We start from the raw sequence: 23,945 nt of genomic DNA on the forward strand, positions 1-23,945 counted from the left end.
GGATGATTTGCCATGGATCGGCGGCGTTGCATTCGCGAGCAGGCTCGCTCCCACAGAGTATTCGGGTGCTCAAACGATTTATGAGCTACCCCGGAAACTGTGAGAGCGAGCTTGCTCGCGAAAGCTATATCAAGGCTGTATCAACGGAAGCGATCAACCTCGGAACGCAGATCCGCCGCCAGCTTTTCAAGCTCTTTGGCGGTGACCGCGAGGTTCGACACCACCTCACGCTGCTCACTGTTGGCCAGCGCAATGCTCTGCAGGTTACTGCTGAGCAAAGTAGCCGTGCTGCTCTGCTCCTGGGTCGCGGTGGTAATCGCGGCGAACTGCTGCCCTGCCGAACGGCTCTGCTCATCGATCCGCGCCAGCGCCGACGCCACGTTGGCGTTGCGCGACAGGCCTTCCTGCATCAGCAGATTGCCCTGCTCCATGGTGCTGATGGCGTTGCCGGTTTCCTGCTGGATGCTGTGAATCATCCCGGAGATTTCATCAGTGGCCTGACGGGTGCGCGACGCCAGGTTACGCACCTCATCGGCGACCACGGCAAAACCACGGCCCTGTTCACCGGCACGGGCCGCTTCAATGGCCGCGTTGAGCGCCAGCAGGTTGGTCTGTTCGGCAATCGAGGTGATCACACTGACAATGCCGCCGATTTCCTGGGAACGCTGGCCAAGGGTGTTGATCACGGTAGCCGTGGTGTTCAACGCGCCAGCGATTTGCTCCAGCGAGGAAGACGCTTCGTCCATGGAAGTACGACCGATCTGCGTCTGCTGAGCGTTTTCCTGGGCCAAACGCTGGGTGGCACCCATGTTGTCGGCAATGTTCAGCGAGGTGGCGCTGAACTCTTCAACTGCGCCGGCCATGCTGGTGATTTCGCCGGACTGCTGCTCCATGCCTTCGTACGCACCGCCGGACAAACCGGACAGCGCCTGGGCGCGGCTGTTGACCTCTTCCGAGGAGCGGCGGATGTGTTCGACCATCGTCGACAGCGCCTGGCTCATCTGGTTGAACGCACGGGACAACTGTCCGATCTCGTCGTTGCTCGACACGTTCAGGCGCACGCTCAGATCACCTGCGCCCAGCGCTTCGGCCTGACGCACCAGATCACTCAGCGGCGCCAGTTTGCTGCGCAGCAACCACACCACCGAACCCACCGCCAACAGCATCGCCAGCAGGCTGCCGATGGCCAGTTGCGTGCCGACGCTCCAGGTCACCGCGCGAATCTCGGCTTTCGGCATGCTCGCCACTACCGCCCACGGCCCACCGTCGAACGGTACCGAAACACTGTAGAAATCTTCGTTCTTGTCGCCCCAGAACTGACCTTTGCCAGCGGTCTTGGCCAGAGCGCCAATCACCGTAACCGCCTGATCCAATGCCTGGACGCCCGCCGGGGCCACCAACCATTTGTTCTGCTCATCCAGCAGCGCCAGCGAACCGGTCTGGCCGATGCGGAAGCGCTTGAGGTTGTCGAACTGGGCGTTCTGCGCATCGGTGTAATCAAAACCAACGAACAACACCGCAATCACTTTGCCGCTGCCATCGCGCACCGGGGTGTATTGGGTCATGTAGGAACGATCGAACAGCAGCGCGCGGCCGACGTAACCCTGACCCGCCATCAACTTCGCGTAGGCCGGGTGTGCGTGATCAAGCAGAGTGCCGATAGCGCGCGTGCCGTCCTGTTTGGTCAGCGAGGTGCTTACGCGGACAAAGTCTTCGCCGCTACGCACGAACAGCGTGGCAACCCCAGCGGTCATTTGCTTGAACTCGTCGACTTCCTTGAAGTTGTTGTTCAGCACTTCGCTGCCCAGGTGCAGGCCCGGGGTCTGGGTACCGGCCACCGCCACCGGTGCATCCGGGTGAATGCTCAGACCGGCGCTGAAGCGCTTCTCGAACAGCCCGCTCAGGCGCTGGGTGCTTTCACGCAGCGTGCCGTGGAAAGTGCTCAACTGGTCGGCCAGCAGCCGCGCTTCACTGGCGAGGTGCTCTTCACGGGTGGCGAGGTTGGCGGAATCCAGCGAACGCAGGGCGAACACCGTACTGCCGCTGATGACGATCGCCAGTATCACAGCGAGCGCGAGGCCCAGCTGCGAGGCGATCCGAGCGCGAGGTTGAGACATGGACAGCTCCTGGCCGAACTTGCCGATCCTCCTTGATCGCAGCTCGGATAATTTTCTAATGGGGGTGAATCGTGGATACCTGCACGGCGGTTCCACATGCACGTATTCGGCGGTAAAGCCGAATACTTGAGCGAACAGCAGGGTTATGGCACAAGGCCGGCATTGTGGCGGCTCTAACGTTTCAGCTCAAGCGCTTGACCACCGGCAACGCCATGGCTCGCACTTCGCCTTGCAGGAAGTCGCTGAGACGGCGCAAACGTTCACCTCCCGGACGGGTTTTTGGCCATACCAGGTAATAATTCAATCCGCTGGCGACCGCGGTCGGCCATGGCAGGCTCAGTCTTCCTTGCGCCACATCTTCGGCGACCATCAGCAAGTCACCCATCGACACACCGTAACCGCGCGCTGCAGCGATCATCCCCAGTTCGAGGGTATCGAACACCTGCCCACCCTTGAGCGACACCTGATCGGACAGGCCCATGTGCTCCAGCCAACTGCGCCAGTCGCGCCGATCCGGGGTCGGGTGCAGCAGTTCGGTGGAGGCCAGGCGTGCGACATCCCACGGCTGGTCATTCAGCAGGTTCGGCGCGCCGACAGGAATCAGCTCTTCGGGAAACAGCAGGCTGGCTTCCCAGTCCGGCGGAAAATGCCCGTCACTGAGCAGCACGGCGCAGTCGAAGGGTTCGTTGTTGAAGTCCACCGAATCCACGTCCATCCACGCACTGGTCAGCTGTACCTCGTTGCCCGGTTGTAGATGGCGAAAGCGGCTGAGTCGCGCCAGCAGCCAGCGCATGGTCAGGGTTGAGGGCGCTTTCATGCGCAGGATGTCGTCTTCGGCGCGCAAGGTGTTGCAGGCGCGCTCCAGCGCCGCAAAACCATCGCGAATGCCGGGCAACAGCAGCCGCGCCGACTCGGTGAGTTGCAGGTTGCGTCCGCTGCGGTGAAACAGCTTGCAGGCAAAGTGTTCCTCCAGCGTCTTGATGTGCCGGCTGACTGCACTCTGGGTGATCGACAATTCCTCGGCCGCCCGGGTGAACGAACTGTGCCGCGCCGCCGCTTCGAATGCGCGCAGGGCATACAAGGGTGGAAGACGACGGGACATACACAAAGCTCCTTTAGCGGCATCCGGCCACCCCGGCGAGGTTTACTCATGATGAGTTTTAATCATGCCACCCATCCTTTTTATCCTTTTGTGCAAACCCTGCCAAGCGCCGAGAATCGACGGTCTCTTGTTCCCTCTGATTAATGGGTGGTGATGACCATGCAGCATCCTGTGCGTACCGAACTCTGGGCCATCCTGCGGCTGGCGGGGCCGTTGATTGCTTCGCAGTTGGCGCACATGTTGATGGTGCTGACCGACACCCTGATGATGGCGCGCCTCAGCCCCGAAGCCCTGGCCGGCGGCGGACTGGGGGCAGCGAGTTATTCATTCGTGTCGATTTTCTGCATCGGTGTGATTGCAGCGGTCGGCACGCTGGTGGCGATCCGTCAGGGTGCCGGCGACATCATCGGCGCGGCCCGCCTGACGCAGGCCGGGTTGTGGCTGGCGTGGCTGATGGCGCTGGGCGCCGGGCTGCTGTTGTGGAATCTGAAACCGGTGTTGCTGCTGTTCGGCCAGACCGAAACCAACGTCAACGCCGCTGGACAATTTTTGATCGCTCTGCCCTTCGCCCTGCCCGGCTATCTGAGCTTCATGGCCCTGCGCGGCTTTACCAGTGCAATCGGCCGAGCGACCCCGGTGATGGTCATCAGCCTCGGCGGCACTGTGGCCAACTTCCTGCTCAATTACGCATTGATTACCGGCATGTTCGGGCTGCCGAAACTGGGGTTGACCGGCATCGGCCTGGTCACGGCAATCGTTGCCAACTGCATGGCGCTGGCCCTCGCCTGGCACATTCGCCGGCACCCGGCCTACGACGCCTACCAATTGCGCGCCGGCCTGTCACGACCAAATCGTCAGTACCTGAAAGAACTGTGGCGCCTCGGCCTGCCGATTGGCGGTACCTACGCGGTGGAAGTCGGCCTGTTTGCATTCGCGGCGCTGTGCATGGGCACCATGGGCAGCACGCAACTCGGCGCACACCAGATCGCCCTGCAGATCGTTTCGGTGGCGTTCATGGTGCCGGCGGGGATGTCCTACGCGATCACCATGCGCGTCGGCCAGCACTACGGCGCCGGGCAACTGAGCGACGCACGGATGTCCGGCCGGGTCGGCATCGTTTTCGGTGCAGTGGTGATGCTGGGTTTCGCCATGGTGTTCTGGCTGTTGCCGAATCAGTTGGTCGGGTTGTTCCTTGATCACAACGATCCGGCCTTTGCCGAAGTGATTCGTCTGGCGGTGAGCCTGTTGGCCGTGGCGGCATGGTTCGAATTGTTTGACGGCACGCAGACCATCGCCATGGGCTGCATCCGTGGGCTCAAGGATGCGAAAACCACGTTTCTGGTCGGCCTTGCTTGTTATTGGTTGATTGGCGCGCCGGCGGCGTGGTGGATGGCGTTCCACCTGAACTGGGGGCCGACGGGAGTCTGGTGGGGTCTGGCGCTGGGCCTGGCCTGCGCGGCGGTGAGCCTGACCCTGGCGTTTGAATGGAAGATGAAGCGGATGATTCAGCGCGAACCGCAATCTCGGGGCTTCAACATCCCTCAACCTGAGTGAGTTTCACCTTGTGGGAGCGAGCCTGCTCGCGAATGCGATCGGTCAGTCAAATTATCTTTGCTGACACACCGCTTTCGCGAGCAAGCCCGCTCCCACAGGGATTCATGCCTAACCCGGAGATTGCGTTCAACTGACGATTTCGAGGGCTGGCTGCTGGCTAGAGCCGAAGGTCAGGTATTCAACCAGCTCTGCCAACGGCAACGGCCGGCTGATCAGATAACCCTGCACCTGATCACAGCCAAACCCGCGCAATAACTCCAGTTGCTCAGGGGTTTCCACCCCCTCGGCCACCACTTCCAGATGCAGGTTATGCGCGAGGTTGATCATCGCGTGCACCAGTTTGCGGTTCTCTTCGCGCTGCTCCATGCCGCCGACAAAGCTTTTGTCGATCTTCAGCAAGGTGATCGGCAGGCTGTTGAGGTGCACGAATGACGAGAACCCGGTGCCGAAGTCATCCAGCGAGAAACGCACACCGAGGCGGCCGAGGGCGTCCATGGTCTGTTTGACCAGATCGCTGCGGCGCATCACCGCGGTTTCGGTGAGTTCGAATTCCAGCCACTGCGCCTCGACCCCACGCTCGGCAATCAGCCGACTGAGCGTCGGCAGCAACTGACTGTCCTGGAACTGGCGGAACGACAGGTTGATTGCCATGTGCAGCGCCGGCAGCCCGCGTTCGCGCAGCGCCTGCATGTCACGCAGGGCGCGGGAAATCACCCAGTAACCCAGCGGCACGATCAAACCGCTTTGTTCAGCCAGCGGCACGAATTCGCTCGGCGGCAGCAGACCACGCTCGCCATGACGCCAGCGCACCAGCGCTTCAAGGCCGACGATTTGTCCGTCCGCCAGATTCAGGCGTGGCTGGTAGTGCAACTCCAGCTCATCACGACGCAAGGCCCGGCGCAGTTCGCTTTCGAGGTCGGCCATGCTCCGCGCGTTGCGGTTGATGCGTTCGTTGAAAATATGGAACGTGCAGCCCTGGGTGCTCTTGGCCTGCTGCATGGCGATGTGCGCGTGCCACATCAGCGGGTCGGCACCACCCTGTGCACGGGCATGGGCGATGCCCAGGCTGGAGCCGATCAACAGGCTTTCGCCATCGACCCAATACGGTTCGGCGAGGGCTTCGGTAATGCGTTCGGCCATCCACTCGGCGCGTTGCGGCGCGCGGCGGGTGTCGATCAGCAAGGCAAACTCGTCGCTGCCCAGCCGCGCCAGTTGATCCCCGGCCTCAAGCTGACTTTTCAGCCGCGCGACGACTTGCAGGATCAAGCGATCGCCGGCCTGATGACCGAGGGCGTCGTTGGCGTGACGGAAGTTGTCGAGATCGAGATGCCCGAGGGCCAGACCACGGCCGTCGTTTTCCGCCAGGCGCGCCGCGAGCAGGGTCTGGAAGCCCTGGCGGTTGGCGATGCCGGTCAGAGGATCCTGTTCGGCCAGGCGTTGCAGGGTGTTTTCGAGGACGCCGCGTTCACGCACATGGCGCAGACAACGGCGCAGCATGCCGGCGTCGAGGGCGTCGAACACCAGCCAGTCGCTGACACCAACCGGCGCGGTGACCGGCTCGTGATCCAGCAGCAACACCGTCGGCAGGCTGCAACGGCCCGGGGCCGGCTGCAACGCGGGAACGGTCAACAACACCGCGTGACGATTGTCTTCGAACAGACTGCTGACCGACTCCCAGCTCGGCGCACTGATCAGCACCGCCGCGCTCCCCATCGGAGCCAGACACTCGCGCAATAACGCTGTCCACGCTGGCTCTTCGGCCAGTAGCAGCAAACGCAAGGGTTCGACAGGCGTAGACAAGCTAGCTCCCTAGACTCTGCAATGATGTGGGCGGGGCATTATGCCGTTGCGATGTTCAATGACAACGATTATCAGAACGTTATTTTGTGTCACGAATGAGAACATTAGCCGCAAAATCACCGTGTATCCTCCGCGAAAGTAACAAAACCGGCAAATTTGAATCGCGTGGTACGTCACAAGTCGGACAGAGCAGCACAAATCGCTGAGCCTGTTAAAATGCCGGCCCATTTCGTCAACGACTCCCGAATTTTCGTATGTCCCGACTCAATCCCCGGCAGCAAGAAGCCGTGAACTACGTCGGCGGCCCTCTATTGGTGCTCGCCGGCGCTGGCTCCGGCAAGACCAGCGTGATTACCCGCAAGATCGCGCACCTGATCCAGAACTGCGGCATCCGCGCCCAGTACATCGTCGCCATGACCTTTACCAACAAGGCCGCGCGCGAGATGAAGGAGCGGGTCGGCACCCTGCTGCGTGCCGGCGAAGGTCGCGGCCTGACGGTCTGCACCTTCCACAACCTGGGCCTGAACATCATCCGCAAGGAGCATGCGCGGCTGGGCTACAAACCCGGTTTCTCGATCTTCGACGAGACCGACGTCAAAGCCCTGATGACCGACATCATGCAGAAGGAATACGCAGGCGACGACGGCGTCGACGAGATCAAGAACATGATCGGCGCCTGGAAAAACGACCTGATCCTGCCGGCCCAGGCGCTGGAAAACGCGCGCAATCCGAAAGAACAGACTGCCGCCATCGTCTACACCCACTACCAGCGCACGCTCAAGGCGTTCAACGCGGTGGACTTCGACGACCTGATCCTGCTGCCGGTAAAGCTCTTCGAAGAGCACGCCGACATTCTCGAAAAGTGGCAGAACAAAGTGCGTTACCTGCTGGTCGACGAATACCAGGACACCAACGCCAGCCAGTACCTGCTGGTGAAGATGCTGATCGGCAAGCGTAACCAGTTCACCGTGGTGGGCGACGACGACCAGTCGATCTATGCCTGGCGTGGCGCGCGGCCGGAAAACCTGATGCTGCTCAAGGATGACTACCCGTCGCTGAAAGTGGTGATGCTCGAGCAGAACTACCGCTCCACCAGCCGCATCCTGCGCTGCGCCAACGTGCTGATCTCGAACAACCCGCACGAATTCGAAAAACAGCTGTGGAGTGAGATGGGCCACGGTGACGAGATCCGCGTGATCCGCTGCCGCAACGAGGACGCCGAAGCCGAGCGCGTGGCCATGGAAATCCTCAGCCTGCACTTGCGTACCGACCGCCCGTACAGCGATTTCGCGATCCTCTATCGCGGCAACTACCAGGCCAAGCTGATCGAACTGAAGTTGCAGCACCACCAGGTGCCGTACCGCCTGAGCGGCGGCAACAGCTTCTTTGGCCGTCAGGAAGTGAAGGACCTGATGGCCTACTTCCGCCTGATCGTGAACCCGGACGACGACAACGCCTTCCTGCGGGTGATCAACGTGCCGCGCCGGGAAATCGGCTCGACCACCCTGGAAAAACTCGGCAACTACGCCACCGAACGCAAGATCTCGATGTACGCCGCCACCGACGAAATCGGTCTGGGCGAGCATCTGGACAGCCGCTTCACCGATCGCCTGTCGCGCTTCAAGCGCTTCATGGACAAGGTCCGTGAGCAGTGCGCCGGCGAAGATCCGATCTCGGCGCTGCGCAGCATGGTCATGGACATCGACTACGAGAACTGGCTGCGCACCAACAGTTCCAGCGACAAGGCTGCGGACTACCGGATGAGCAACGTCTGGTTCCTGATCGAGGCCTTGAAGAACACCCTGGAAAAAGACGAAGACGGCGAGATGACCGTCGAGGACGCCATCGGCAAACTGGTCCTGCGCGACATGCTCGAGCGTCAGCAGGAAGAAGAGGATGGCGCCGAAGGCGTGCAGATGATGACCCTGCATGCGTCCAAGGGCCTGGAATTCCCTTACGTGTTCATCATGGGCATGGAAGAGGAAATCCTCCCGCACCGCTCCAGCATCGAAGCCGACACCATCGAGGAGGAACGCCGCCTGGCCTACGTGGGTATCACCCGCGCCCGTCAAACCCTGGCGTTCACCTTCGCCGCCAAGCGCAAACAGTACGGCGAGATCATCGACTGCGCGCCAAGCCGCTTCCTCGATGAGCTGCCGCCGGACGACCTGGCGTGGGAAGGCAACGACGACACACCGACCGAAGTCAAAGCCGTGCGCGGCAATAGCGCATTGGCTGATATACGCGCGATGTTAAAGCGCTAGAATTGACCACTTTTTTAAAGCTTAGGGCGCACAAGCGCTGAACGAGGACAGCTTCATGGAAGCATTGCAGCAGAAAATCCGCGAACAAGGCATCGTGCTTTCCGACCAGGTCCTGAAGGTCGACGCCTTCCTGAACCACCAGATCGACCCGGCCCTGATGAAGCTGATCGGCGACGAATTCGCCACGCTGTTCAAGGATTCGGGCATCACCAAGATCGTCACCATCGAAGCCTCGGGCATTGCCCCGGCGATCATGACCGGTCTGAACCTGGGCGTGCCGGTGATCTTCGCCCGCAAGCAACAGTCCCTGACCCTGACCGAAAACCTGCTGTCGGCAACCGTTTACTCGTTCACCAAGAAGACCGAAAGCACCGTGGCCATCTCGCCGCGTCACCTGACCAGCAGCGACCGCGTGCTGATCATCGACGACTTCCTGGCCAACGGTAAGGCTTCGCAGGCGCTGATCTCGATCATCAAACAGGCTGGCGCCACCGTCGCCGGTCTGGGCATCGTGATCGAGAAGTCGTTCCAGGGTGGGCGTGCCGAGCTGGACTCGCAGGGCTATCGCGTTGAATCGCTGGCCCGCGTGAAATCGCTGAAGGATGGCGTCGTTACCTTCATCGAATAAACCACACCGCATTACCCCTGTGGGAGCGAGCCTGCTCGCGAATGCTTAGGGTCAGTCGACATCTTGGTTGACTGATACACCGCTTTCGCGAGCAGGCTCGCTCCCACAGTGGGTTTTGCGGTGGGCGGTTACTGCGCGGTGGCCTTCAGGCCGGTGAGTAGCAGGCGCTGGAACAGGTCTTCTTTCAGGCCTTCCGGGTTGGTCAGTTGCATACGTTCAAGGTGTTCGGGGAACGTCGAAGCCTCCGGCGCATCCAGCGCAGCCTTGCCCAGCTCCAGAATCTCGCTCAGCTTGAACTTGCTCTTCAGCCAGTTCAGCGCCCGCAGCAGATCGCGCTCGATCGCGGTGAAATCACAGCCCAGCGGATATTCCGGAAACAGGTTCGGATGCTTCGCGGCAATCACCTGCAAGCGTTGCGGGGTGTTGTCGACAAAGCGCGGATCGAGGCGGAAATCCTTCGGCAGTTTGCCAACCTTCTGTGCCTGCTCGATCAACCCCGGTTGGAAGCGTGAATCGCTGATATTGAGCAACGACTCGATCACCACCGCATCGGACTTGCCTCGCAGATCGGCAATGCCGTATTCGGTGACCACGATGTCGCGCAGGTGCCGTGGAATCGTGCAATGGCCGTACTCCCAGACGATGTTCGAGCTGACCTCGCCGCCGGACTCGCGCCAGCTGCGCAGGATCAGAATCGAGCGCGCATCGTGCAGCGCGTGGCCCTGGGCGACAAAGTTGTATTGCCCGCCGACGCCGCTGAGCACCCGCCCGTCTTCCAGTTGATCGGCCACACCGGCGCCCAACAGCGTCATGGTGAACACGGTGTTGATGAATCGCGCATCAAGGCGCTGCAAGCGCTTGAGCTCTTCCTGCCCGTACAGCTCGTTGATGTAGCTGATGCGGGTCATGTTGAATTCGAGGCACTTGCTCTGCGGCAACTCACGCAGGCGCTCGTAGAAACTGCGCGGGCCGAGGAAGAAGCCGCCGTGCACCGAGATGCCATCGGTCTGCGCCGACTCATCGAGGGTGCCGGCGTTGGCCTGCTCCTGCGTCTGTACGTCGGGGTAGACCTTGCGCCGGATGATCCCCGCATCGGCCAGCACCAGCAGGCCGTTGACGAACATTTCGCTGCAGCCATACAGGCCTTTGGCGAATGGCGCGGTACCGCCCTCGCGCTCGATCAACTGTGCCCACTGGCTGAGATTGATGTCGTTGAGCAAGGCTTGGTAACCGGCGTTGTTTGCCTGCCGCGCAAGCAGTGCGGCGGTCAGTGCATCGCCCATCGAGCCGATGCCGATCTGCAAGGTGCCGCCGTCGCGCACCAGCGTACTGGCGTGCAGGCCGATGAAATGATCCTGAAAACCCACCGGCATGTTCGGCGTGGAAAACAGCGTGCTGCTGTCCTTCGCGTCGATCAGCAGGTCGAAGGTATCGATATCGACTTCGGCATCGCCGGGCATGTACGGCAGATCGGTGTGCACTTGACCGACCAGCAAAATGGTCTCCCCGGCGTCGCGACGTTTGGCGATCATTGGCAACAGGTCGAGGGTGATGTCCGGGTTGCAGCTCAGGCTCAGGCGATCGGGATGCTCGCTGCTGCTGGCGAGCAATTGCGCCACCAGATTGAGGCCGGCGGCATTGATATCGCGGGCGGCGTGGCTGTAGTTGCTGCTGACGTAATCCTGCTGGGCCGGCGCGCTGTTGAGCAGGCTGCCGGGCTGCATGAAGAACTGTTCGATACGGATATTGGCGGGCAGGCTGTCACGCTGCAGATCGGCGAGGAAATCGAATTCGGGGTAGTCGCCGAACACGCGCTCGACGAAGGGTTCAATGAAGCGCTTCTGCAGACCGTCACCCAGCGTCGGCCGACCGAGGCACAGCGCGGTATAGATCGTCAGTTGCCGCTCGGGCAAGTCCTTGATCCGCCGGTACAGCGCGTTGACGAAGTGATTGGGCTTGCCCAGCCCCAGCGGCATGCCCATATGGATATGTGCCGGCAGACGTGCAAGCACATCGTCCACTGCCTGTTCGATCGAACACAACTGCACCATCTGAAGCCTCCTGCCCGTTCCGTGAATAGGGGTAGACCGAGCTTGCCTCGACTTTGCTGCAAAGGACAGCGAAAGCCGTGAATCGCAGGCACAAAAAAACCGTCCGAAGACGGTTTTTTTCGTCAGAAGCGCAGCTTATTTCAGGCCGGACATCTTCTGGATCGCGCCTTTCAACTCGTCGTCCGAGCAATCGGCGCAGGTGCCTTTTGGCGGCATGGAGTTGATGCCGGTGATGGCTTTGGCGAGGATGCCGTCAAGGCCGCCCTGGTGATCGGCGCGGTCTTTCCAGGCGGCGGTGTCACCGATTTTCGGTGCGCCCAGCAGACCCGTACCGTGACAAGCGTTGCAATGTTTTGCAATCACTTCATCCGGCGTCTTCGCCCCACCACCGCCGCCAGCGGAGGCAGCGACTTCCATCCCTTTGCATTCCTGCCCCTGAACGCACACCTGGCCGACCGGCTCGAGGCGCTTGGCAATGTCGTCATTCGTCGCAGCTTGAGCGCTGACAGCCCAGAGGGCCAGTACGGTTGCTGGTGCGGCCAGCATTTTCATAATTAGGTTCACGCGTTCACCCTCAATGGTGGCTATTCACGCCTGCGGCCACGGTTCGCAGGCGGGCGCAAGTATAGCGGGTAGCCCGCCACACTGAAACAACCCCATAGTCGAAGGGGTTATACCGCGCTGTGGAAAAACTCATCGGATGCCTTCACCGTCATGGCCTGGCACCTCTGTCTTTAAAAATTCGCCGGCGTGGCTGCGCTGATTAGTCGCGCGGGCGCGTCGAACGGATTACGGAAACGGTGCGGCTTGGTACTTTCAAAATAGTAGCTGTCGCCGGCTTCGAGAATAAAAGTTTCCAGACCCACCACCAGTTCCAGACGCCCTTCCACCAGAATCCCGGTTTCTTCGCCTTCATGGGTGAGCATTTCTTCGCCGGTATCGGCGCCGGGTGGGTAGATTTCGTTGAGGAATGCGATGGCCCGGCTCGGGTGCGCGCGGCCGACCAGTTTCATGGTCACCGCGCCGTCGGAGATGTCGATCAGCTCGTTGGCCTTGTAGACGATCTGGGTCGGCACTTCCTGCAGGATTTCTTCGGAAAAGAACTCGACCATGGACATGGGAATCCCGCCCAGTACCTTCCTCAGCGAACTGATCGAAGGGCTGACGCTGTTCTTTTCGATCATCGAAATGGTGCTGTTGGTGACGCCCGCGCGTTTGGCGAGTTCACGCTGGGAAAGCCCTTTGAGCTTGCGGATCGATTGCAGTCGTTCACCGACGTCCAAGGCGTGAGCCTCCTGATGTTGTAAGAATATTGAGCGTTATCATGGCGACAGCGTTCAGTATTTACAACACTTGGCCCCCGCAGCGGCGTCAACCCTCGGAATAGAGCCTTGGCACGCGACGCAGGTTGCAGAAGATCTGATACGGAATGGTGTCCGCCCACTGCGCCACTTCGCTGGCGAGGATGTTCTTGCCCCACAGCTCGACGGTCGAACCGAGGTCGGCTTCCGGCACATCAGTGAGGTCGATGCAGAGCATGTCCATCGATACGCGGCCAAGCAGGCGGCTGCGTTTGCCGGCCACCAGCACCGGCGTGCCGGTCGGGGCATGACGCGGGTAGCCATCGGCATAGCCCATGGCAACCACGCCGATGCGCATCGGCTTGTCGGTGATGAATTTGGCGCCGTAGCCGATCGGCTCGCCGGCGGGCAGTTCACGCACGCAGATGACTTTCGATTCGAGGGTCATCACTGGCTGCAGACGCTCGGCCACGGCGTTGGCTTCTTCGAACGGCGTGGCGCCGTAGAGCATGATGCCCGGGCGTACCCAGTCGCTGTGAATCTGCGGCCAACCAAGTACAGCCGGCGAGTTGCGCAGGCTGATTTCGGCGGCGAGGCCCTGACGCGCCGCTTCGAACACCGCGACCTGATCAGCACTGCTCTGCTCATGCAGTTCATCCGCACGAGCGAAGTGGCTCATCAGCACGATCTTCGCCACTTTGCCGCTGGCCAGCAGACGCTGATAGGCCGCCGCGTAATCCTTCGGATGCAGGCCGACGCGGTGCATGCCGGAATCGAGCTTGAGCCACACGGTGATCGGCTTGCTCAATGCCGTCTGCTCGATGGCTTCGAGCTGCCACAGCGAATGCACCACGGTCCAGAAATCATGCTCGACGATCAGTGCCAGCTCGTCAGCCTCGAAGATGCCTTCGAGCAACAACACCGGGGCCTTGATGCCGGCCGCGCGCAGCTCCAGCGCTTCTTCAATGCAGGCGACGGCAAACCCGTCGGCCTCGGTTTCCAGCGCCTGGGCGCAACGCACCGCGCCGTGACCGTAGGCATCCGCCTTGATCACGGCCAGCGCCTTGGCGCCGGTGACTTCGCGGGCAATTCGGTAGTTGTGGCGCAGGGCTTCTAGGTCAATCAGGGCACGGGCAGGACGCATGGCGGCAGACTTCTAGGCGGTCATGGAAATAAAAACCGGCGCCGACTGACGACGTGAACCGCCAACAGCACCGGGAGAGGGATCTTTGAATCGGTTACGGCAACGCGGCGACGATGGAGATCTCGACCAGGATGCTCGGCTTGGCCATCTTCGCTTCGACGGTGGCCCGGGCCGGCGCGGCGCCTTTGGGCAGCCACTGATCCCACACCGAGTTCATCCCGGCAAAGTGCGCCTCGATGTCATTCAGGTAGATCGTTGCCGACAGCAGATGCTGCTTGTCAGTCCCGGCCAGATCCAGCAAACGCTCGATGTTGGCGAGCACCTCGCGGGTCTGCTGTTCGACTCCGGCGTCGAAGTCGTCGCCGACCTGCCCGGCCAGATACACGGTGCCGTTGTGGGTGACGATCTGACTCATGCGCTCATTGGTGAGCTGGCGCTGGATTGCCATGTTTTGCGGACTCCTGAGGCTTGTTGCCGTAACGGGAAATATCGAGGCCTTCGGCGCTGATCTGCGGCTTTTTCTTCGCCATCAGATCGGCCAGCAAACGACCGGAACCGCACGCCATGGTCCAACCCAGGGTGCCGTGACCGGTGTTGAGGAACAGGTTCTTGAACGGTGTGGCACCCACGATTGGTGTACCGTCCGGGGTGGTCGGACGCAAACCGGTCCAGAAGCTCGCCTCGGCCAGATTGCCGCCCTGAGGATAAAGGTCGTTGACGATCATCTCCAGGGTTTCGCGCCGACGCGGGTTCAGCGACAGGTCAAAACCGGCGATTTCCGCCATGCCGCCGACGCGGATGCGGTTATCGAAACGGGTGATCGCGACCTTGTAGGTCTCGTCGAGAATGGTCGAGGTCGGAGCCATGGCCGGGTTGGTGATCGGCACGGTCAGCGAGTAACCCTTGAGCGGATACACCGGCGCCTTGATGCCCAGCGGCTTGAGCAACTGCGGCGAGTAGCTGCCGAGGGCCAGCACGTAGCGGTCGGCGGTTTCCAGCTTGCCGTCGATCCATACACCGTTGATGCGGTCACCGGCGTAGTCGAGGCGCTGGATGTCCTGGCCGAAGCGGAACTCCACACCGAGTTTCACGGCCATTTCCGCCAGACGCGTGGTGAACATCTGGCAGTCGCCGGTCTGGTCGTTCGGCAGACGCAGAGCACCGGCGAGGATGTCGGTGACATTGGCCAGTGCCGGCTCGACACGGGCAATGCCGGCGCGGTCGAGGACTTCAAACGGTACGCCGGATTCTTTCAGCACGGCGATGTCTTTGGCGGCGCCATCGAGCTGCGCCTGAGTGCGGAACAGTTGGGTGGTACCGAGGCTGCGGCCTTCGTAAGCGATGCCGGTTTCGGCGCGCAGTTCGTCGAGGCAGTCGCGACTGTACTCGGACAGACGCACCATGCGCTCCTTGTTCACCGCGTAACGGCTGGCAGTGCAGTTGCGCAGCATCTGCGCCATCCACAGGTACTGGTCGATGTCGGCAGTGGCCTTGATCGCCAACGGCGCGTGGCGCTGCAGCAACCACTTGATGGCCTTGAGCGGCACACCCGGCGCGGCCCACGGCGAGGCATAACCCGGCGACACCTGGCCGGCGTTGGCGAAACTGGTCTCCATGGCCACGGCTGGCTGCCGGTCGACCACCACCACTTCAAACCCGGCACGGGCCAGATAGTAAGCACTGGCGGTACCGATGACGCCGCTACCCAAGACCATTACGCGCATTTTTGTATCCCTCATCGCGGCGGGGCCGCGTACGTCTGTTGTTAGAGCAATGATGCGCGCAGTGTAAAAAAGAATGGCCAGTGCATTTCACTATATAAGCGCCTATATTTGGCGACAATTCTCGGCAAAAACCCTTTTCACGGAGGCGCATCCCCTATGCGTACCAACACTCAGACCAAACGTGAGCTGGACAAGATCGACCGCAACATTTTGCGGATCCTGCAGGCGGACGGGCGCATATCGTTTACCGAACTCGGGGAGAAGGTTGGTCTGTCCACCACGCCGTGTACCGAGCGGGTGCGGCGACTGGAGCGCGAAGGGATCATCATGGGCTACAACGCCCGCCTGAATCCGCAACACTTGAAGGGTAGCCTGCTGGTGTTCGTCGAGATCAGCCTCGACTACAAATCCGGCGACACCTTCGAAGAGTTCCGCCGCGCGGTGCTGAAACTGCCGCACGTGCTGGAATGCCATTTGGTGTCAGGGGATTTCGACTATCTGGTGAAGGCGCGGATTTCCGAGATGGCCTCGTACCGCAAGCTGCTCGGCGACATTCTGTTGAAGCTTCCGCATGTGCGTGAGTCCAAAAGCTATATCGTGATGGAAGAGGTGAAAGAGAGCCTGAGCCTGCCGATTCCGGACTGAAGATTGGCATCGCTCCATTCGCGAGCAGACTCGCTCCCACAGGGGAATGCATTTCAAATGTGGGAGCGAGCCTGCTCGCGAAGGCGTCAGCTCGGTTCCGAGTGAACCCGTTAAACCAACACCTGCCGATTCGCCGCCATGTACTCGAAGATCTGCTTTTCAACCCGCGGATGAATCAACTCCACCGGCCCCCGCCCGTTCGGGCATGGCAGGGTTTTGGTGGTACCGAACAAGCGGCAAATCAGCGGCCGCTCGCCATACACCGTGCAGCCATTCGGCCCCAGGTGTACACAGTTCAGTTCTTCCATCGCCGCATCCTGCTCGGCGCGGGTCTTGCGCGGCAGGCGTGACATTTCTTCCGGCGAGGTGGTCACCGGCCCGCAGCAGTCATGGCAGCCTGGCACGCACTCGAACGTGGGGATCTGCTGACGCAGGTCGCGAATGGTCTGGCGGTTGCAACTCATCGAAACGGTAATCCACATGAAATAGGCGGCAATTGTGCCGCAAAAGCCGAGATCCACACAGCAACGGCCGACCAGTGTTGCCCGTCTTCGGCCGTGCGGCTTATGCTCCGTCAAATTTTCTCGACACCCAGCCGTTGGATGATGCCCATGAATGCCCGCGCCCGAACCTTCGCGAGCCAACCCCACGTTGCCTCTTATTACGCCGCCAGCAGTCTGCCGCAGCCCGAGTATCCGGTGCTGCAAGGCGAGCTGAGCGCAGACGTGTGCGTGGTCGGCGGTGGCTTCTCGGGGCTGAACACCGCGCTGGAACTGGCCGAACGCGGCCTCAGTGTGGTGTTGCTGGAAGCGCACCGCATCGGTTGGGGTGCCAGTGGCCGTAACGGCGGACAGTTGATTCGCGGGGTCGGCCACGGCCTCGATCAGTTCAGCAACGTCATCGGCGCTGACGGCGTTCGCCAGATGAAACTGATGGGCCTGGAAGCGGTGGAAATCGTCCGCCAGCGCGTCGAGCGTTTCCAGATCCCGTGCGATCTGACTTGGGGCTACTGCGATCTCGCCAACAAACCGGCCGATCTCGAAGGCTTTGCCGAAGATGCCGAAGAACTGCGCAGCCTCGGCTATCGCTACGAAACCCGCCTGCTGCAAGCGGATGAAATGCACACCGTAGTCGGCTCCAAACGCTATGTCGGTGGCTTGATCGACATGGGTTCCGGGCATTTGCACCCGCTGAACCTGGCGCTGGGCGAAGCCGCTGCCGCACAGCAATTGGGCGTGCAACTGTTCGAGCAATCGGCGGTGACGCGTATCGATTACGGCCCCGCAGTTCGCGTCCACACCGCTCAAGGTTCAGTGCGGGCGAAAACCCTGGTGCTGGGCTGCAACGCTTACCTCAACGATCTCAATCCGCAACTCAGCGGCAAAGTACTGCCCGCCGGCAGTTACATCATTGCGACCGAACCGCTGTCCGAAGAACTGGCGCACAGCCTGCTGCCGCAAAACATGGCGGTCTGTGACCAGCGGGCGGCGCTGGATTACTACCGGCTCTCAGCGGATCGGCGCCTGCTGTTCGGCGGTGCCTGCCACTATTCCGGGCGCGACCCGAAGGACATCGGCGCCTACATGCAGCCGAAGATGCTCGAAGTGTTTCCGCAACTGGCGAGCGTGAAAATCGACTATCAATGGGGCGGCATGATCGGCATCGGCGCCAACCGTCTGCCACAGATCGGCAGGCTCAATGATCAACCGAACGTGTATTACGCCCAGGCCTATTCCGGGCACGGAGTGAATGCCACGCACCTGGCGGGCAAGCTGCTCGCCGAGGCGATCAGCGGGCAGCACAGCGGGGGCTTTGATCTGTTTGCCAAGGTGCCGCACATCACCTTCCCCGGCGGCAAGCATTTGCGCTCGCCGTTGCTGGCGTTGGGGATGTTGTGGCATCGGCTTAAAGAGTTGGTCTGAGGTTTTCTCTGCGTCCTTGAAACCGCCATCGCTGGCAAGCCAGCTCCCACAGGTTTTTGCGGCGAATACAAATATTGTGAACACCAAAATACTGTGGGAGCTGGCTTGCCAGCGATGAGGCCCGCAAGAAAAATACAGACTTCAGATCCGCCAGAACGGCTTCAACCCCTCCTCCTGCGCCTGCTCCCGGGTCAACCCGACGTCCTTGAGCTGCTCCGGCGTCAGATTCAACAGCGCCTTGCGCGTGTGCAGACGATGCCAGAACAGGCCCCAGCGACTCAGGCCGGATGGCGCGTTACGCATGGCGCTATTCCATGCACTGTCCTCCTGCCCTGCCGCCAGTTCCTGACTGCGTAACGTCAGCCGCACATCGCTCAAGCCGTTCATTTTTGTTGCTCCTGTTTACTTGGGTAGCCAGAGATTCCATGATGCGCGGGTCGGCAAAAGCATTACAGATTCAACACATCTGTATTAATTCCATACAGATTTGCCATTCCTGAGACTGAATTACCGATTTTTGCTGCATCTGTACTGGTTTAACGAATCACCTGCATCGAGGCAGTGCCATGACCCTGTATGTGAACCTCGCCGAACTGCTCGGCACCCGCATCGAACAAGGCTTCTACCGTCCTGGCGATCGCCTGCCTTCGGTGCGCGCCTTGAGCGTAGAACACGGGGTCAGCCTCAGCACGGTGCAGCAGGCCTATCGCATGCTTGAGGACAGCGGTCTGGCGACACCGAAACCCAAGTCCGGCTACTTCGTGCCGGTGGGTCGCGAGCTGCCGGAACTGCCCGCGGTCGGGCGCCCGGCGCAGCGGCCGGTGGAGATTTCGCAGTGGGATCAGGTGCTGGAGCTGATTCGCGCGGTGCCGCGCAAGGACGTGGTGCAACTGGGTCGCGGCATGCCCGACGTGACCACGCCAACGATGAAACCGCTGTTGCGCGGACTGGCGCGGATCAGCCGCCGCCAGGACATGCCCGGTCTGTATTACGACAACATCCACGGCACCCTCGAACTGCGCGAGCAGATCGCCCGACTGATGCTCGATTCCGGCTGTCAGTTGAGCGCCAGCGACCTGGTGATCACCACCGGTTGCCACGAAGCGCTGTCCACCAGCATCCACGCGATCTGCGAGCCGGGAGACATCGTCGCGGTGGATTCGCCAAGCTTTCACGGCGCCATGCAAACGCTCAAAGGGCTGGGCATGAAAGCCCTGGAAATCCCCACCGATCCGCTGACCGGCATCAGCCTCGAAGCGCTGGAACTGGCGCTGGAGCAGTGGCCGATCAAGGTCATCCAGATCACCCCCAACTGCAACAACCCGCTCGGCTACATCATGCCGGAGTCGCGCAAACGCGCGTTGCTGACGCTGGCGCAGCGTTTCGACGTGGCGATCATCGAGGACGACGTGTATGGCGAACTGGCCTACACCTACCCGCGTCCACGCACGATCAAGTCCTTCGACGAAGATGGCCGCGTATTGCTGTGCAGTTCGTTTTCCAAGACCCTGGCCCCGGGCCTGCGCATCGGTTGGGTCGCGCCGGGCCGTTATCTGGAACGGGTGCTGCACATGAAATACATCAGCACCGGTTCCACCGCACCGCAGCCGCAGATCGCCATCGCCGAATTTCTCAAGGGCGGCCATTTCGAACCGCACTTGCGGCGGATGCGCAGCCAATACCAACGCAATCGTGACGCGATGATCGACTGGGTTACCCGCTACTTTCCGGCCGGCACCCGCGCCAGCCGCCCACAGGGCAGCTTCATGTTATGGGTCGAATTGCCGGAGGGTTTCGATACGCTGAAACTCAATCGCGCGCTGCATGACCAAGGCGTGCAGATTGCCGTCGGCAGCATCTTTTCCGCCTCGGGCAAGTACCGCAATTGTCTGCGGATGAACTACGCGGCGAAACCGACACCACAGATCGAAGAGGCGGTTCGCAAGGTTGGCGCGGCGGCGATCAAACTGCTGGCCGAAGCCTGATCATTCCAGCTGAAACGTACCGAATCCCTCAAATCGCTGAAGGTCGGCGACACGACTTGAGGCATTACTGACGCGCGCTTCGATTTCCAGCTCCACCTCCAGATGGCGCCCGGCGGCGAGGCTGCCAGAGCGCCAGGCGGTAATGCGATCGCCAGGCTGCAACAGGCCCGCCTCGCCATCATCGCGCTGCCATTGCACCGGCGCGCCATCCAGACGCGCCGCCACAATGCGTATCTGCAACCGTCCCGGTGCCCAGCGGTAATGCAGCGCATCGCTGCTCGGGGCAGCAAAGTACCACCTGATCGCGCGCGCAGCCGGACATTGAATCCGTAGCTGAACCGTGCGCACACCAAAACTGCCGTCATTGCCCGATGGCCGGGCGAGCAGCTCCGCCCGCGTCGAAACGCCATAGTCCACAGCGCTCGGTGAGAGTGTCATCTGACAGGCCTCGCTGGCCATGACCGAGGTCGATGCCAACGATGCCAGCGTGATCAGGACAATCCATCGATGCATGCGCAATAACTCGGTCATGTAAGGTTCAAAGGCTGACAGAGCGCGTCGACGGGCTCGATCAATGCTTGCTCGTCCGGCGCTTCAGCCAGATTGAATTGCAGGTCGCAGTGCGCGCTATCCGACAGTTGCACCCGCAGCGACTGACCGGGTTTGATGTCCGGTAGAAAGATCGCCCCGGCCTCAAGCACCGTGGTCACGTATTCGCCTTGCCCGTTCTGTACGGCGAGGCCACTGGGCAGCCATTGCCGGTCAAGCGTCCTGGCCTTCAACAGCACACGCCGCACGCGGGTGATGGAAAAATCCATATGCTGAACCGAGCCACGCCCGGCCTCGACCTCCTGATAACCGTCGAGCACCTCGACGTTGCGCGGCAAACTCAACGGATCGACTTCCAGCCGGGCTGTGGAATAGGCCGGCAAACTCGCCACCACCGCCCGGCCCAATCCATCCGTCCACACCGGGCCTTGCGGCGTGTACAGCTTCAGACCCGCACGGTCGCCAGCCTTGAGCACGGCAAAGGTCTCGCGCAGCGGATACGGCGACAGCGTCACACCGTCGCGATGCAACGCCATGCCGCCGCGCAGCCCCAGGTCGAATTCGCTTGCCCCGGCTCGCTGGTTCAGGCCCAGATCCAGACTGGTGTAATGCGCCAGTGCGTTGACCCGCAAACCCAGCGATGGCGCCGCAGCTTCACGCTGTTCGGCACTGGCGCTATAGGCCAGGGTTTCACTGAGCACTTCACTCATCGACACGCCACGGCGCATCCCGGATCGTGGATCGCTGCGCAGGTAACTGCGAGCCCTGCGCTGATCGCCCAATGGCATCCCGGCCGTCAGATAGACCGAGGTACCCCGCTGCCTCGCGTCGGCATCGCCGATCCCCCGCTCCAGACTCAACGACAGGCTGATGCGCGCGGGCAGTGTCTGCGACCAGGACAATCCCAGGCGCATGTTGGGTGGCTCGCCCTCGCTGGTGTAGCGCGACCAGGTCATGCCGAATGCCCCCCAGCGCTCGACAGTACCGTTGAGCGAAAATGTCCAGTGATCTCGCCCGGGGGCATCGGCCCGTCCCTGCTGCTGGCTCCAGCCGGTGTCCGACAGGCTGCGAAAGCCCTTGCCACGGTGCACCGCAACCACACTGGTGGACAGATTCGGCGACAACACGGCACTGACGGTCATTTGTACCTCATGACCTGCAATGCCTGTGTCTCGATCGCTGGACAGCACCTGGCGCACACCGGTGCTCAGATTACCCGGCCATTGACGCTGCAGCCCCCAGCCTGCCGACAGATAATCCGCCCCACCGAGGAGCCCGCCGCTCACGCGCAACGCTCGTGACAGACTCCACTCTCGGCCAAGGGTGGCAAATGACGGCGCCTGACGACCATCCGAACCCTGGCGTCGCACCGTGCCAAGCGCCAGATTGAAGCCGTCGGCGCGATCGGATTGTGGATCCTGCAGGCTGGCTGCCGGGACGCGAAAACGCCGCACTTGCCCTTCCTGCTCGTGCACGCTGACTTCGAGGTCGAGCTGGTTGCTCAACAACGGCAGCGCGCGCAAGGTGAAGGGGCCGCCGGGAACCAGCGTGGTGTAGATCAGCACGCCGTTCTGCCGGACTTCGATTCGCGATGGCGACCAGGCAATGCCCTCGACCTCGCCACGTGCACCCTCCTGTGCCGCGCGCATTTGCGCGAACGCACCTTCCGGCAGAATCTGCACTCCGTTGAAAGATTCGCCGGCGAACAATGGCGACTGCAGGTTCAACTGGCCGATCTGCACGTTGGCTTCGTAGTCTTCCAGGGTGCGCGTGCCGTAGGCATACAGATGCTCGAAACGCGTGCTGCCGGGCAATTGCGTATAGGACTGGCGACTGCGCAAGACCCAGTTGCCGGCATTCAGGCCGAACTCCGAACCCAGCCTGCGAAAATCGCTACGTTGCCCCTCGTGCTGGCTGCCCATGACCAACGCATCGTAGTTGAACACGCCGCCCACTCCGCCATTGGCGAAGCTGCGTGGCTGGAATTCCGGCAACGCCAACAGCTCGGTCGGCAGCAGCAGGTCGATCTGTTCCTTGCCGGGATGCAATGCAATGGTTGCCGCTGGCAGACCTTCGCCCAGCGTCAGGCACTGCTGCGGTTGAACGGGGGGCAAAGCCGCTTGCGCGCGCACACCAGCAGCCTTGAGCAAGGCCGGTTGCAGGCACGGCTCGCCCTGTTCATTGAATGCCACGAACACCCGCCCCCGTGGCTGTCCATTGACCTCAAGCGCGACCAGCCATGTGCCTTGGGAGAAACGCGGTGCCTGGCGAAAGTACTCAGCCAATGCGGGGTCGAGCCCGCGCTCGCGAAGCACCTGCGCATCGAATTCCACCCCTTCACTGGCCATCGTCATGCCGATCGCATTCGCCATCAGCAGTGCCAGTCCCTGACGGGCACACGCGCGCATCAGTGCGTAACCGGGGCATCAAAGTGATCGACCGCAAAGCCATATGTGGTCGCCGGAAAGATCCGCACTGCCATGGTTCGCACTGTCACGTTCAACGGCGACCCGACAGACAGGCGCTCCCCTGGCAGGATCCAGGTACGCGGCAGATCCACCGCCTGCGTGCCCGGCAGCGGAACAATCGCTTTGGCCAGGCGCACCACGTAAGGACTGGGATTACTGACCAGCAAACCTTCAGCCGTGGCTGACCAGCTCAGGCGTTTCCATGGCTCGCGCTCCACTGGCAGACCGGCAGGGCGCAGGATCACCGGCAGGTTTTGCCGAACCCCCAGATTGACCCGGGCACCGTCGACACCCGCCACAGGATTGATCCCCTCAAAAATCACCCGTTTCAGACGCTCGGTCTGCAATGGTTCGGCGCTCTGCAACATGAACCGTACCTGCTGCACCGCACCAGGCTCGACACGGGCAATCGGCGGACTGAACAGCAACAGCTGTTGATCGTGCGGCTCGATATTTTCGACCGTGGTGTGCAGCAGGGCCGGACGCGTTTCGGTGTTTCGCACATTCATCGTCGCTTCACCGACACCCTCATCCACCACCAGCACAGGGGTTTGCGGCACCATTCCGGCAGCGTGAACCCCGGGCATCAAAATCAAGACGAGCAGGCACAGTGGCAACGCCCGCAAGCCTGGGCGGCACATTGAAATCGGCATCGGTATTGCTCCGCAGGGGGCAGCGCACCCGGCAAAGG

General features: G+C 61.5%; 20 protein-coding genes. 6 read left to right on the forward strand and 14 right to left on the reverse strand.

The window, feature by feature from the left end:
• Window positions 1-140 precede the first annotated feature (140 nt).
• Both QRN61_RS06015 and QRN61_RS06020 read right to left on the reverse strand, forming a co-directional pair.
• Window positions 141-2,117 carry a methyl-accepting chemotaxis protein gene (locus tag QRN61_RS06015; protein ID WP_285373412.1) on the reverse strand — a complete coding sequence of 659 codons (1,977 nt, stop codon included), beginning with the start codon at window positions 2,115-2,117 and terminating at the stop codon, window positions 141-143.
• Window positions 2,118-2,298: 181 nt separating this feature from the next.
• Window positions 2,299-3,219 (reverse strand): LysR substrate-binding domain-containing protein, encoded by a 921-nt coding sequence (locus QRN61_RS06020; protein WP_047596753.1) that lies wholly within the window; start codon window positions 3,217-3,219, stop codon window positions 2,299-2,301.
• 159 nt (window positions 3,220-3,378) lie between these two features.
• Between QRN61_RS06020 and QRN61_RS06025 the strand changes: the two genes are divergently transcribed.
• Window positions 3,379-4,773, forward strand: coding sequence for a NorM family multidrug efflux MATE transporter (locus QRN61_RS06025; RefSeq protein ID WP_285373413.1), 1,395 nt, complete (start codon window positions 3,379-3,381; stop codon window positions 4,771-4,773).
• A gap of 126 nt (window positions 4,774-4,899) precedes the next feature.
• Here the strand turns inward: QRN61_RS06025 and QRN61_RS06030 are convergent, their stop codons facing one another.
• Window positions 4,900-6,573: a putative bifunctional diguanylate cyclase/phosphodiesterase gene (locus QRN61_RS06030; protein WP_097089513.1), complete on the reverse strand. Its 1,674-nt coding sequence runs from the start codon at window positions 6,571-6,573 to the stop codon at window positions 4,900-4,902.
• Window positions 6,574-6,827: 254 nt separating this feature from the next.
• Here QRN61_RS06030 and rep point away from each other — a divergent pair, with 254 nt between their 5' ends.
• Together rep and QRN61_RS06040 are read left to right on the forward strand one after the other, a co-directional pair.
• Complete coding sequence (gene rep / locus QRN61_RS06035; protein WP_027610430.1) at window positions 6,828-8,837, forward strand: DNA helicase Rep; 2,010 nt, start codon at window positions 6,828-6,830, stop codon at window positions 8,835-8,837.
• A gap of 55 nt (window positions 8,838-8,892) precedes the next feature.
• Window positions 8,893-9,465, forward strand: coding sequence for a xanthine phosphoribosyltransferase (locus tag QRN61_RS06040; protein WP_007962388.1), 573 nt, complete (start codon window positions 8,893-8,895; stop codon window positions 9,463-9,465).
• Between the two features lie 128 nt (window positions 9,466-9,593).
• Here the strand turns inward: QRN61_RS06040 and QRN61_RS06045 are convergent, their stop codons facing one another.
• The 6 genes from QRN61_RS06045 to dadA form a co-directional block, all read right to left on the reverse strand.
• Window positions 9,594-11,516, reverse strand: coding sequence for an acetyl-CoA hydrolase/transferase C-terminal domain-containing protein (locus QRN61_RS06045; RefSeq protein ID WP_285373414.1), 1,923 nt, complete (start codon window positions 11,514-11,516; stop codon window positions 9,594-9,596).
• 135 nt (window positions 11,517-11,651) lie between these two features.
• Window positions 11,652-12,068, reverse strand: coding sequence for a c-type cytochrome (locus tag QRN61_RS06050; protein WP_041071964.1), 417 nt, complete (start codon window positions 12,066-12,068; stop codon window positions 11,652-11,654).
• 182 nt (window positions 12,069-12,250) lie between these two features.
• Complete coding sequence (locus tag QRN61_RS06055) at window positions 12,251-12,799, reverse strand: cupin domain-containing protein (RefSeq protein ID WP_007920393.1); 549 nt, start codon at window positions 12,797-12,799, stop codon at window positions 12,251-12,253.
• An 88-nt stretch (window positions 12,800-12,887) separates the two neighbouring features.
• On the reverse strand, window positions 12,888-13,961 hold the full coding sequence (gene alr, locus QRN61_RS06060; protein WP_285373415.1) for an alanine racemase: 1,074 nt from the start codon (window positions 13,959-13,961) through the stop codon (window positions 12,888-12,890).
• 94 nt (window positions 13,962-14,055) lie between these two features.
• Window positions 14,056-14,409: a RidA family protein gene (locus tag QRN61_RS06065; RefSeq protein WP_027610426.1), complete on the reverse strand. Its 354-nt coding sequence runs from the start codon at window positions 14,407-14,409 to the stop codon at window positions 14,056-14,058.
• The gene (gene dadA / locus QRN61_RS06070; protein ID WP_007962383.1) at window positions 14,381-15,685 is read right to left on the reverse strand and encodes a D-amino acid dehydrogenase; all 1,305 of its coding nucleotides are present in this window, start codon (window positions 15,683-15,685) and stop codon (window positions 14,381-14,383) included. The genes QRN61_RS06065 and dadA overlap by 29 nt, the downstream gene beginning before the upstream one ends.
• Window positions 15,686-15,841: 156 nt before the next feature.
• Here dadA and QRN61_RS06075 point away from each other — a divergent pair, with 156 nt between their 5' ends.
• Window positions 15,842-16,330, forward strand: a complete 489-nt coding sequence (locus tag QRN61_RS06075) for an Lrp/AsnC ligand binding domain-containing protein (protein ID WP_003177284.1) — start codon at window positions 15,842-15,844, stop codon at window positions 16,328-16,330.
• Window positions 16,331-16,440: 110 nt separating this feature from the next.
• On the opposite strand, the gene QRN61_RS06080 is transcribed toward QRN61_RS06075, so the two are convergent.
• Entirely contained in the window at window positions 16,441-16,794 is a 354-nt protein-coding gene (locus tag QRN61_RS06080; protein WP_027610425.1) for a YkgJ family cysteine cluster protein, read from the reverse strand.
• A gap of 147 nt (window positions 16,795-16,941) precedes the next feature.
• On the opposite strand from QRN61_RS06080, the gene QRN61_RS06085 reads away from it, so the two are divergent.
• A complete protein-coding gene (locus QRN61_RS06085; RefSeq protein ID WP_285373416.1) occupies window positions 16,942-18,252 on the forward strand; it encodes an NAD(P)/FAD-dependent oxidoreductase in 1,311 nt (436 codons plus the stop codon).
• Window positions 18,253-18,393: 141 nt separating this feature from the next.
• Here QRN61_RS06085 and QRN61_RS06090 read toward each other — a convergent pair whose 3' ends face one another.
• Entirely contained in the window at window positions 18,394-18,639 is a 246-nt protein-coding gene (locus QRN61_RS06090) for a DUF1127 domain-containing protein (RefSeq protein WP_285373417.1), read from the reverse strand.
• 179 nt (window positions 18,640-18,818) lie between these two features.
• Here QRN61_RS06090 and QRN61_RS06095 point away from each other — a divergent pair, with 179 nt between their 5' ends.
• Window positions 18,819-20,237: an aminotransferase-like domain-containing protein gene (locus QRN61_RS06095; protein ID WP_097089506.1), complete on the forward strand. Its 1,419-nt coding sequence runs from the start codon at window positions 18,819-18,821 to the stop codon at window positions 20,235-20,237.
• Here the strand turns inward: QRN61_RS06095 and QRN61_RS06100 are convergent, their stop codons facing one another.
• From QRN61_RS06100 to QRN61_RS06110, 3 genes are read right to left on the reverse strand one after another with little or no spacing between them, the layout of a single operon-like run.
• Window positions 20,238-20,768 (reverse strand): DUF1120 domain-containing protein, encoded by a 531-nt coding sequence (locus QRN61_RS06100; RefSeq protein ID WP_115988629.1) that lies wholly within the window; start codon window positions 20,766-20,768, stop codon window positions 20,238-20,240.
• Window positions 20,765-23,194, reverse strand: a complete 2,430-nt coding sequence (locus QRN61_RS06105) for a fimbria/pilus outer membrane usher protein (protein WP_285373418.1) — start codon at window positions 23,192-23,194, stop codon at window positions 20,765-20,767. The genes QRN61_RS06100 and QRN61_RS06105 overlap by 4 nt, the downstream gene beginning before the upstream one ends.
• Window positions 23,194-23,907, reverse strand: a complete 714-nt coding sequence (locus QRN61_RS06110; protein WP_247267202.1) for a fimbria/pilus chaperone family protein — start codon at window positions 23,905-23,907, stop codon at window positions 23,194-23,196. The genes QRN61_RS06105 and QRN61_RS06110 overlap by 1 nt, the downstream gene beginning before the upstream one ends.
• Between the last annotated feature and the right edge of the window lie 38 nt (window positions 23,908-23,945).

The sequence above is a fragment of the Pseudomonas sp. lyk4-TYG-107 genome (assembly GCF_030209055.1).
Classification (GTDB): Bacteria; Pseudomonadota; Gammaproteobacteria; order Pseudomonadales; family Pseudomonadaceae; genus Aquipseudomonas; species Aquipseudomonas putida_A.

Bases quoted from the DNA above. Each gene is read 5' to 3' on its own strand.
- QRN61_RS06015 (WP_285373412.1), bottom strand. From the start codon at position 2,117: ATGTCTCAACCTCGCGCTCGGATCGCCTCGCAGCTGGGCCTCGCGCTC.
- QRN61_RS06020 (WP_047596753.1), bottom strand. From the start codon at position 3,219: ATGTCCCGTCGTCTTCCACCCTTGTATGCCCTGCGCGCATTCGAAGCG.
- QRN61_RS06025 (WP_285373413.1), top strand. From the start codon at position 3,379: ATGCAGCATCCTGTGCGTACCGAACTCTGGGCCATCCTGCGGCTGGCG.
- rep (WP_027610430.1), top strand. From the start codon at position 6,828: ATGTCCCGACTCAATCCCCGGCAGCAAGAAGCCGTGAACTACGTCGGC.
- QRN61_RS06040 (WP_007962388.1), top strand. From the start codon at position 8,893: ATGGAAGCATTGCAGCAGAAAATCCGCGAACAAGGCATCGTGCTTTCC.
- QRN61_RS06045 (WP_285373414.1), bottom strand. From the start codon at position 11,516: ATGGTGCAGTTGTGTTCGATCGAACAGGCAGTGGACGATGTGCTTGCA.
- QRN61_RS06050 (WP_041071964.1), bottom strand. From the start codon at position 12,068: ATGAAAATGCTGGCCGCACCAGCAACCGTACTGGCCCTCTGGGCTGTC.
- alr (WP_285373415.1), bottom strand. From the start codon at position 13,961: ATGCGTCCTGCCCGTGCCCTGATTGACCTAGAAGCCCTGCGCCACAAC.
- QRN61_RS06065 (WP_027610426.1), bottom strand. From the start codon at position 14,409: ATGGCAATCCAGCGCCAGCTCACCAATGAGCGCATGAGTCAGATCGTC.
- dadA (WP_007962383.1), bottom strand. From the start codon at position 15,685: ATGCGCGTAATGGTCTTGGGTAGCGGCGTCATCGGTACCGCCAGTGCT.
- QRN61_RS06075 (WP_003177284.1), top strand. From the start codon at position 15,842: ATGCGTACCAACACTCAGACCAAACGTGAGCTGGACAAGATCGACCGC.
- QRN61_RS06080 (WP_027610425.1), bottom strand. From the start codon at position 16,794: ATGAGTTGCAACCGCCAGACCATTCGCGACCTGCGTCAGCAGATCCCC.
- QRN61_RS06085 (WP_285373416.1), top strand. From the start codon at position 16,942: ATGAATGCCCGCGCCCGAACCTTCGCGAGCCAACCCCACGTTGCCTCT.
- QRN61_RS06090 (WP_285373417.1), bottom strand. From the start codon at position 18,639: ATGAACGGCTTGAGCGATGTGCGGCTGACGTTACGCAGTCAGGAACTG.
- QRN61_RS06095 (WP_097089506.1), top strand. From the start codon at position 18,819: ATGACCCTGTATGTGAACCTCGCCGAACTGCTCGGCACCCGCATCGAA.
- QRN61_RS06100 (WP_115988629.1), bottom strand. From the start codon at position 20,768: ATGACCGAGTTATTGCGCATGCATCGATGGATTGTCCTGATCACGCTG.
- QRN61_RS06105 (WP_285373418.1), bottom strand. From the start codon at position 23,194: ATGCGCGCGTGTGCCCGTCAGGGACTGGCACTGCTGATGGCGAATGCG.
- QRN61_RS06110 (WP_247267202.1), bottom strand. From the start codon at position 23,907: ATGCCGATTTCAATGTGCCGCCCAGGCTTGCGGGCGTTGCCACTGTGC.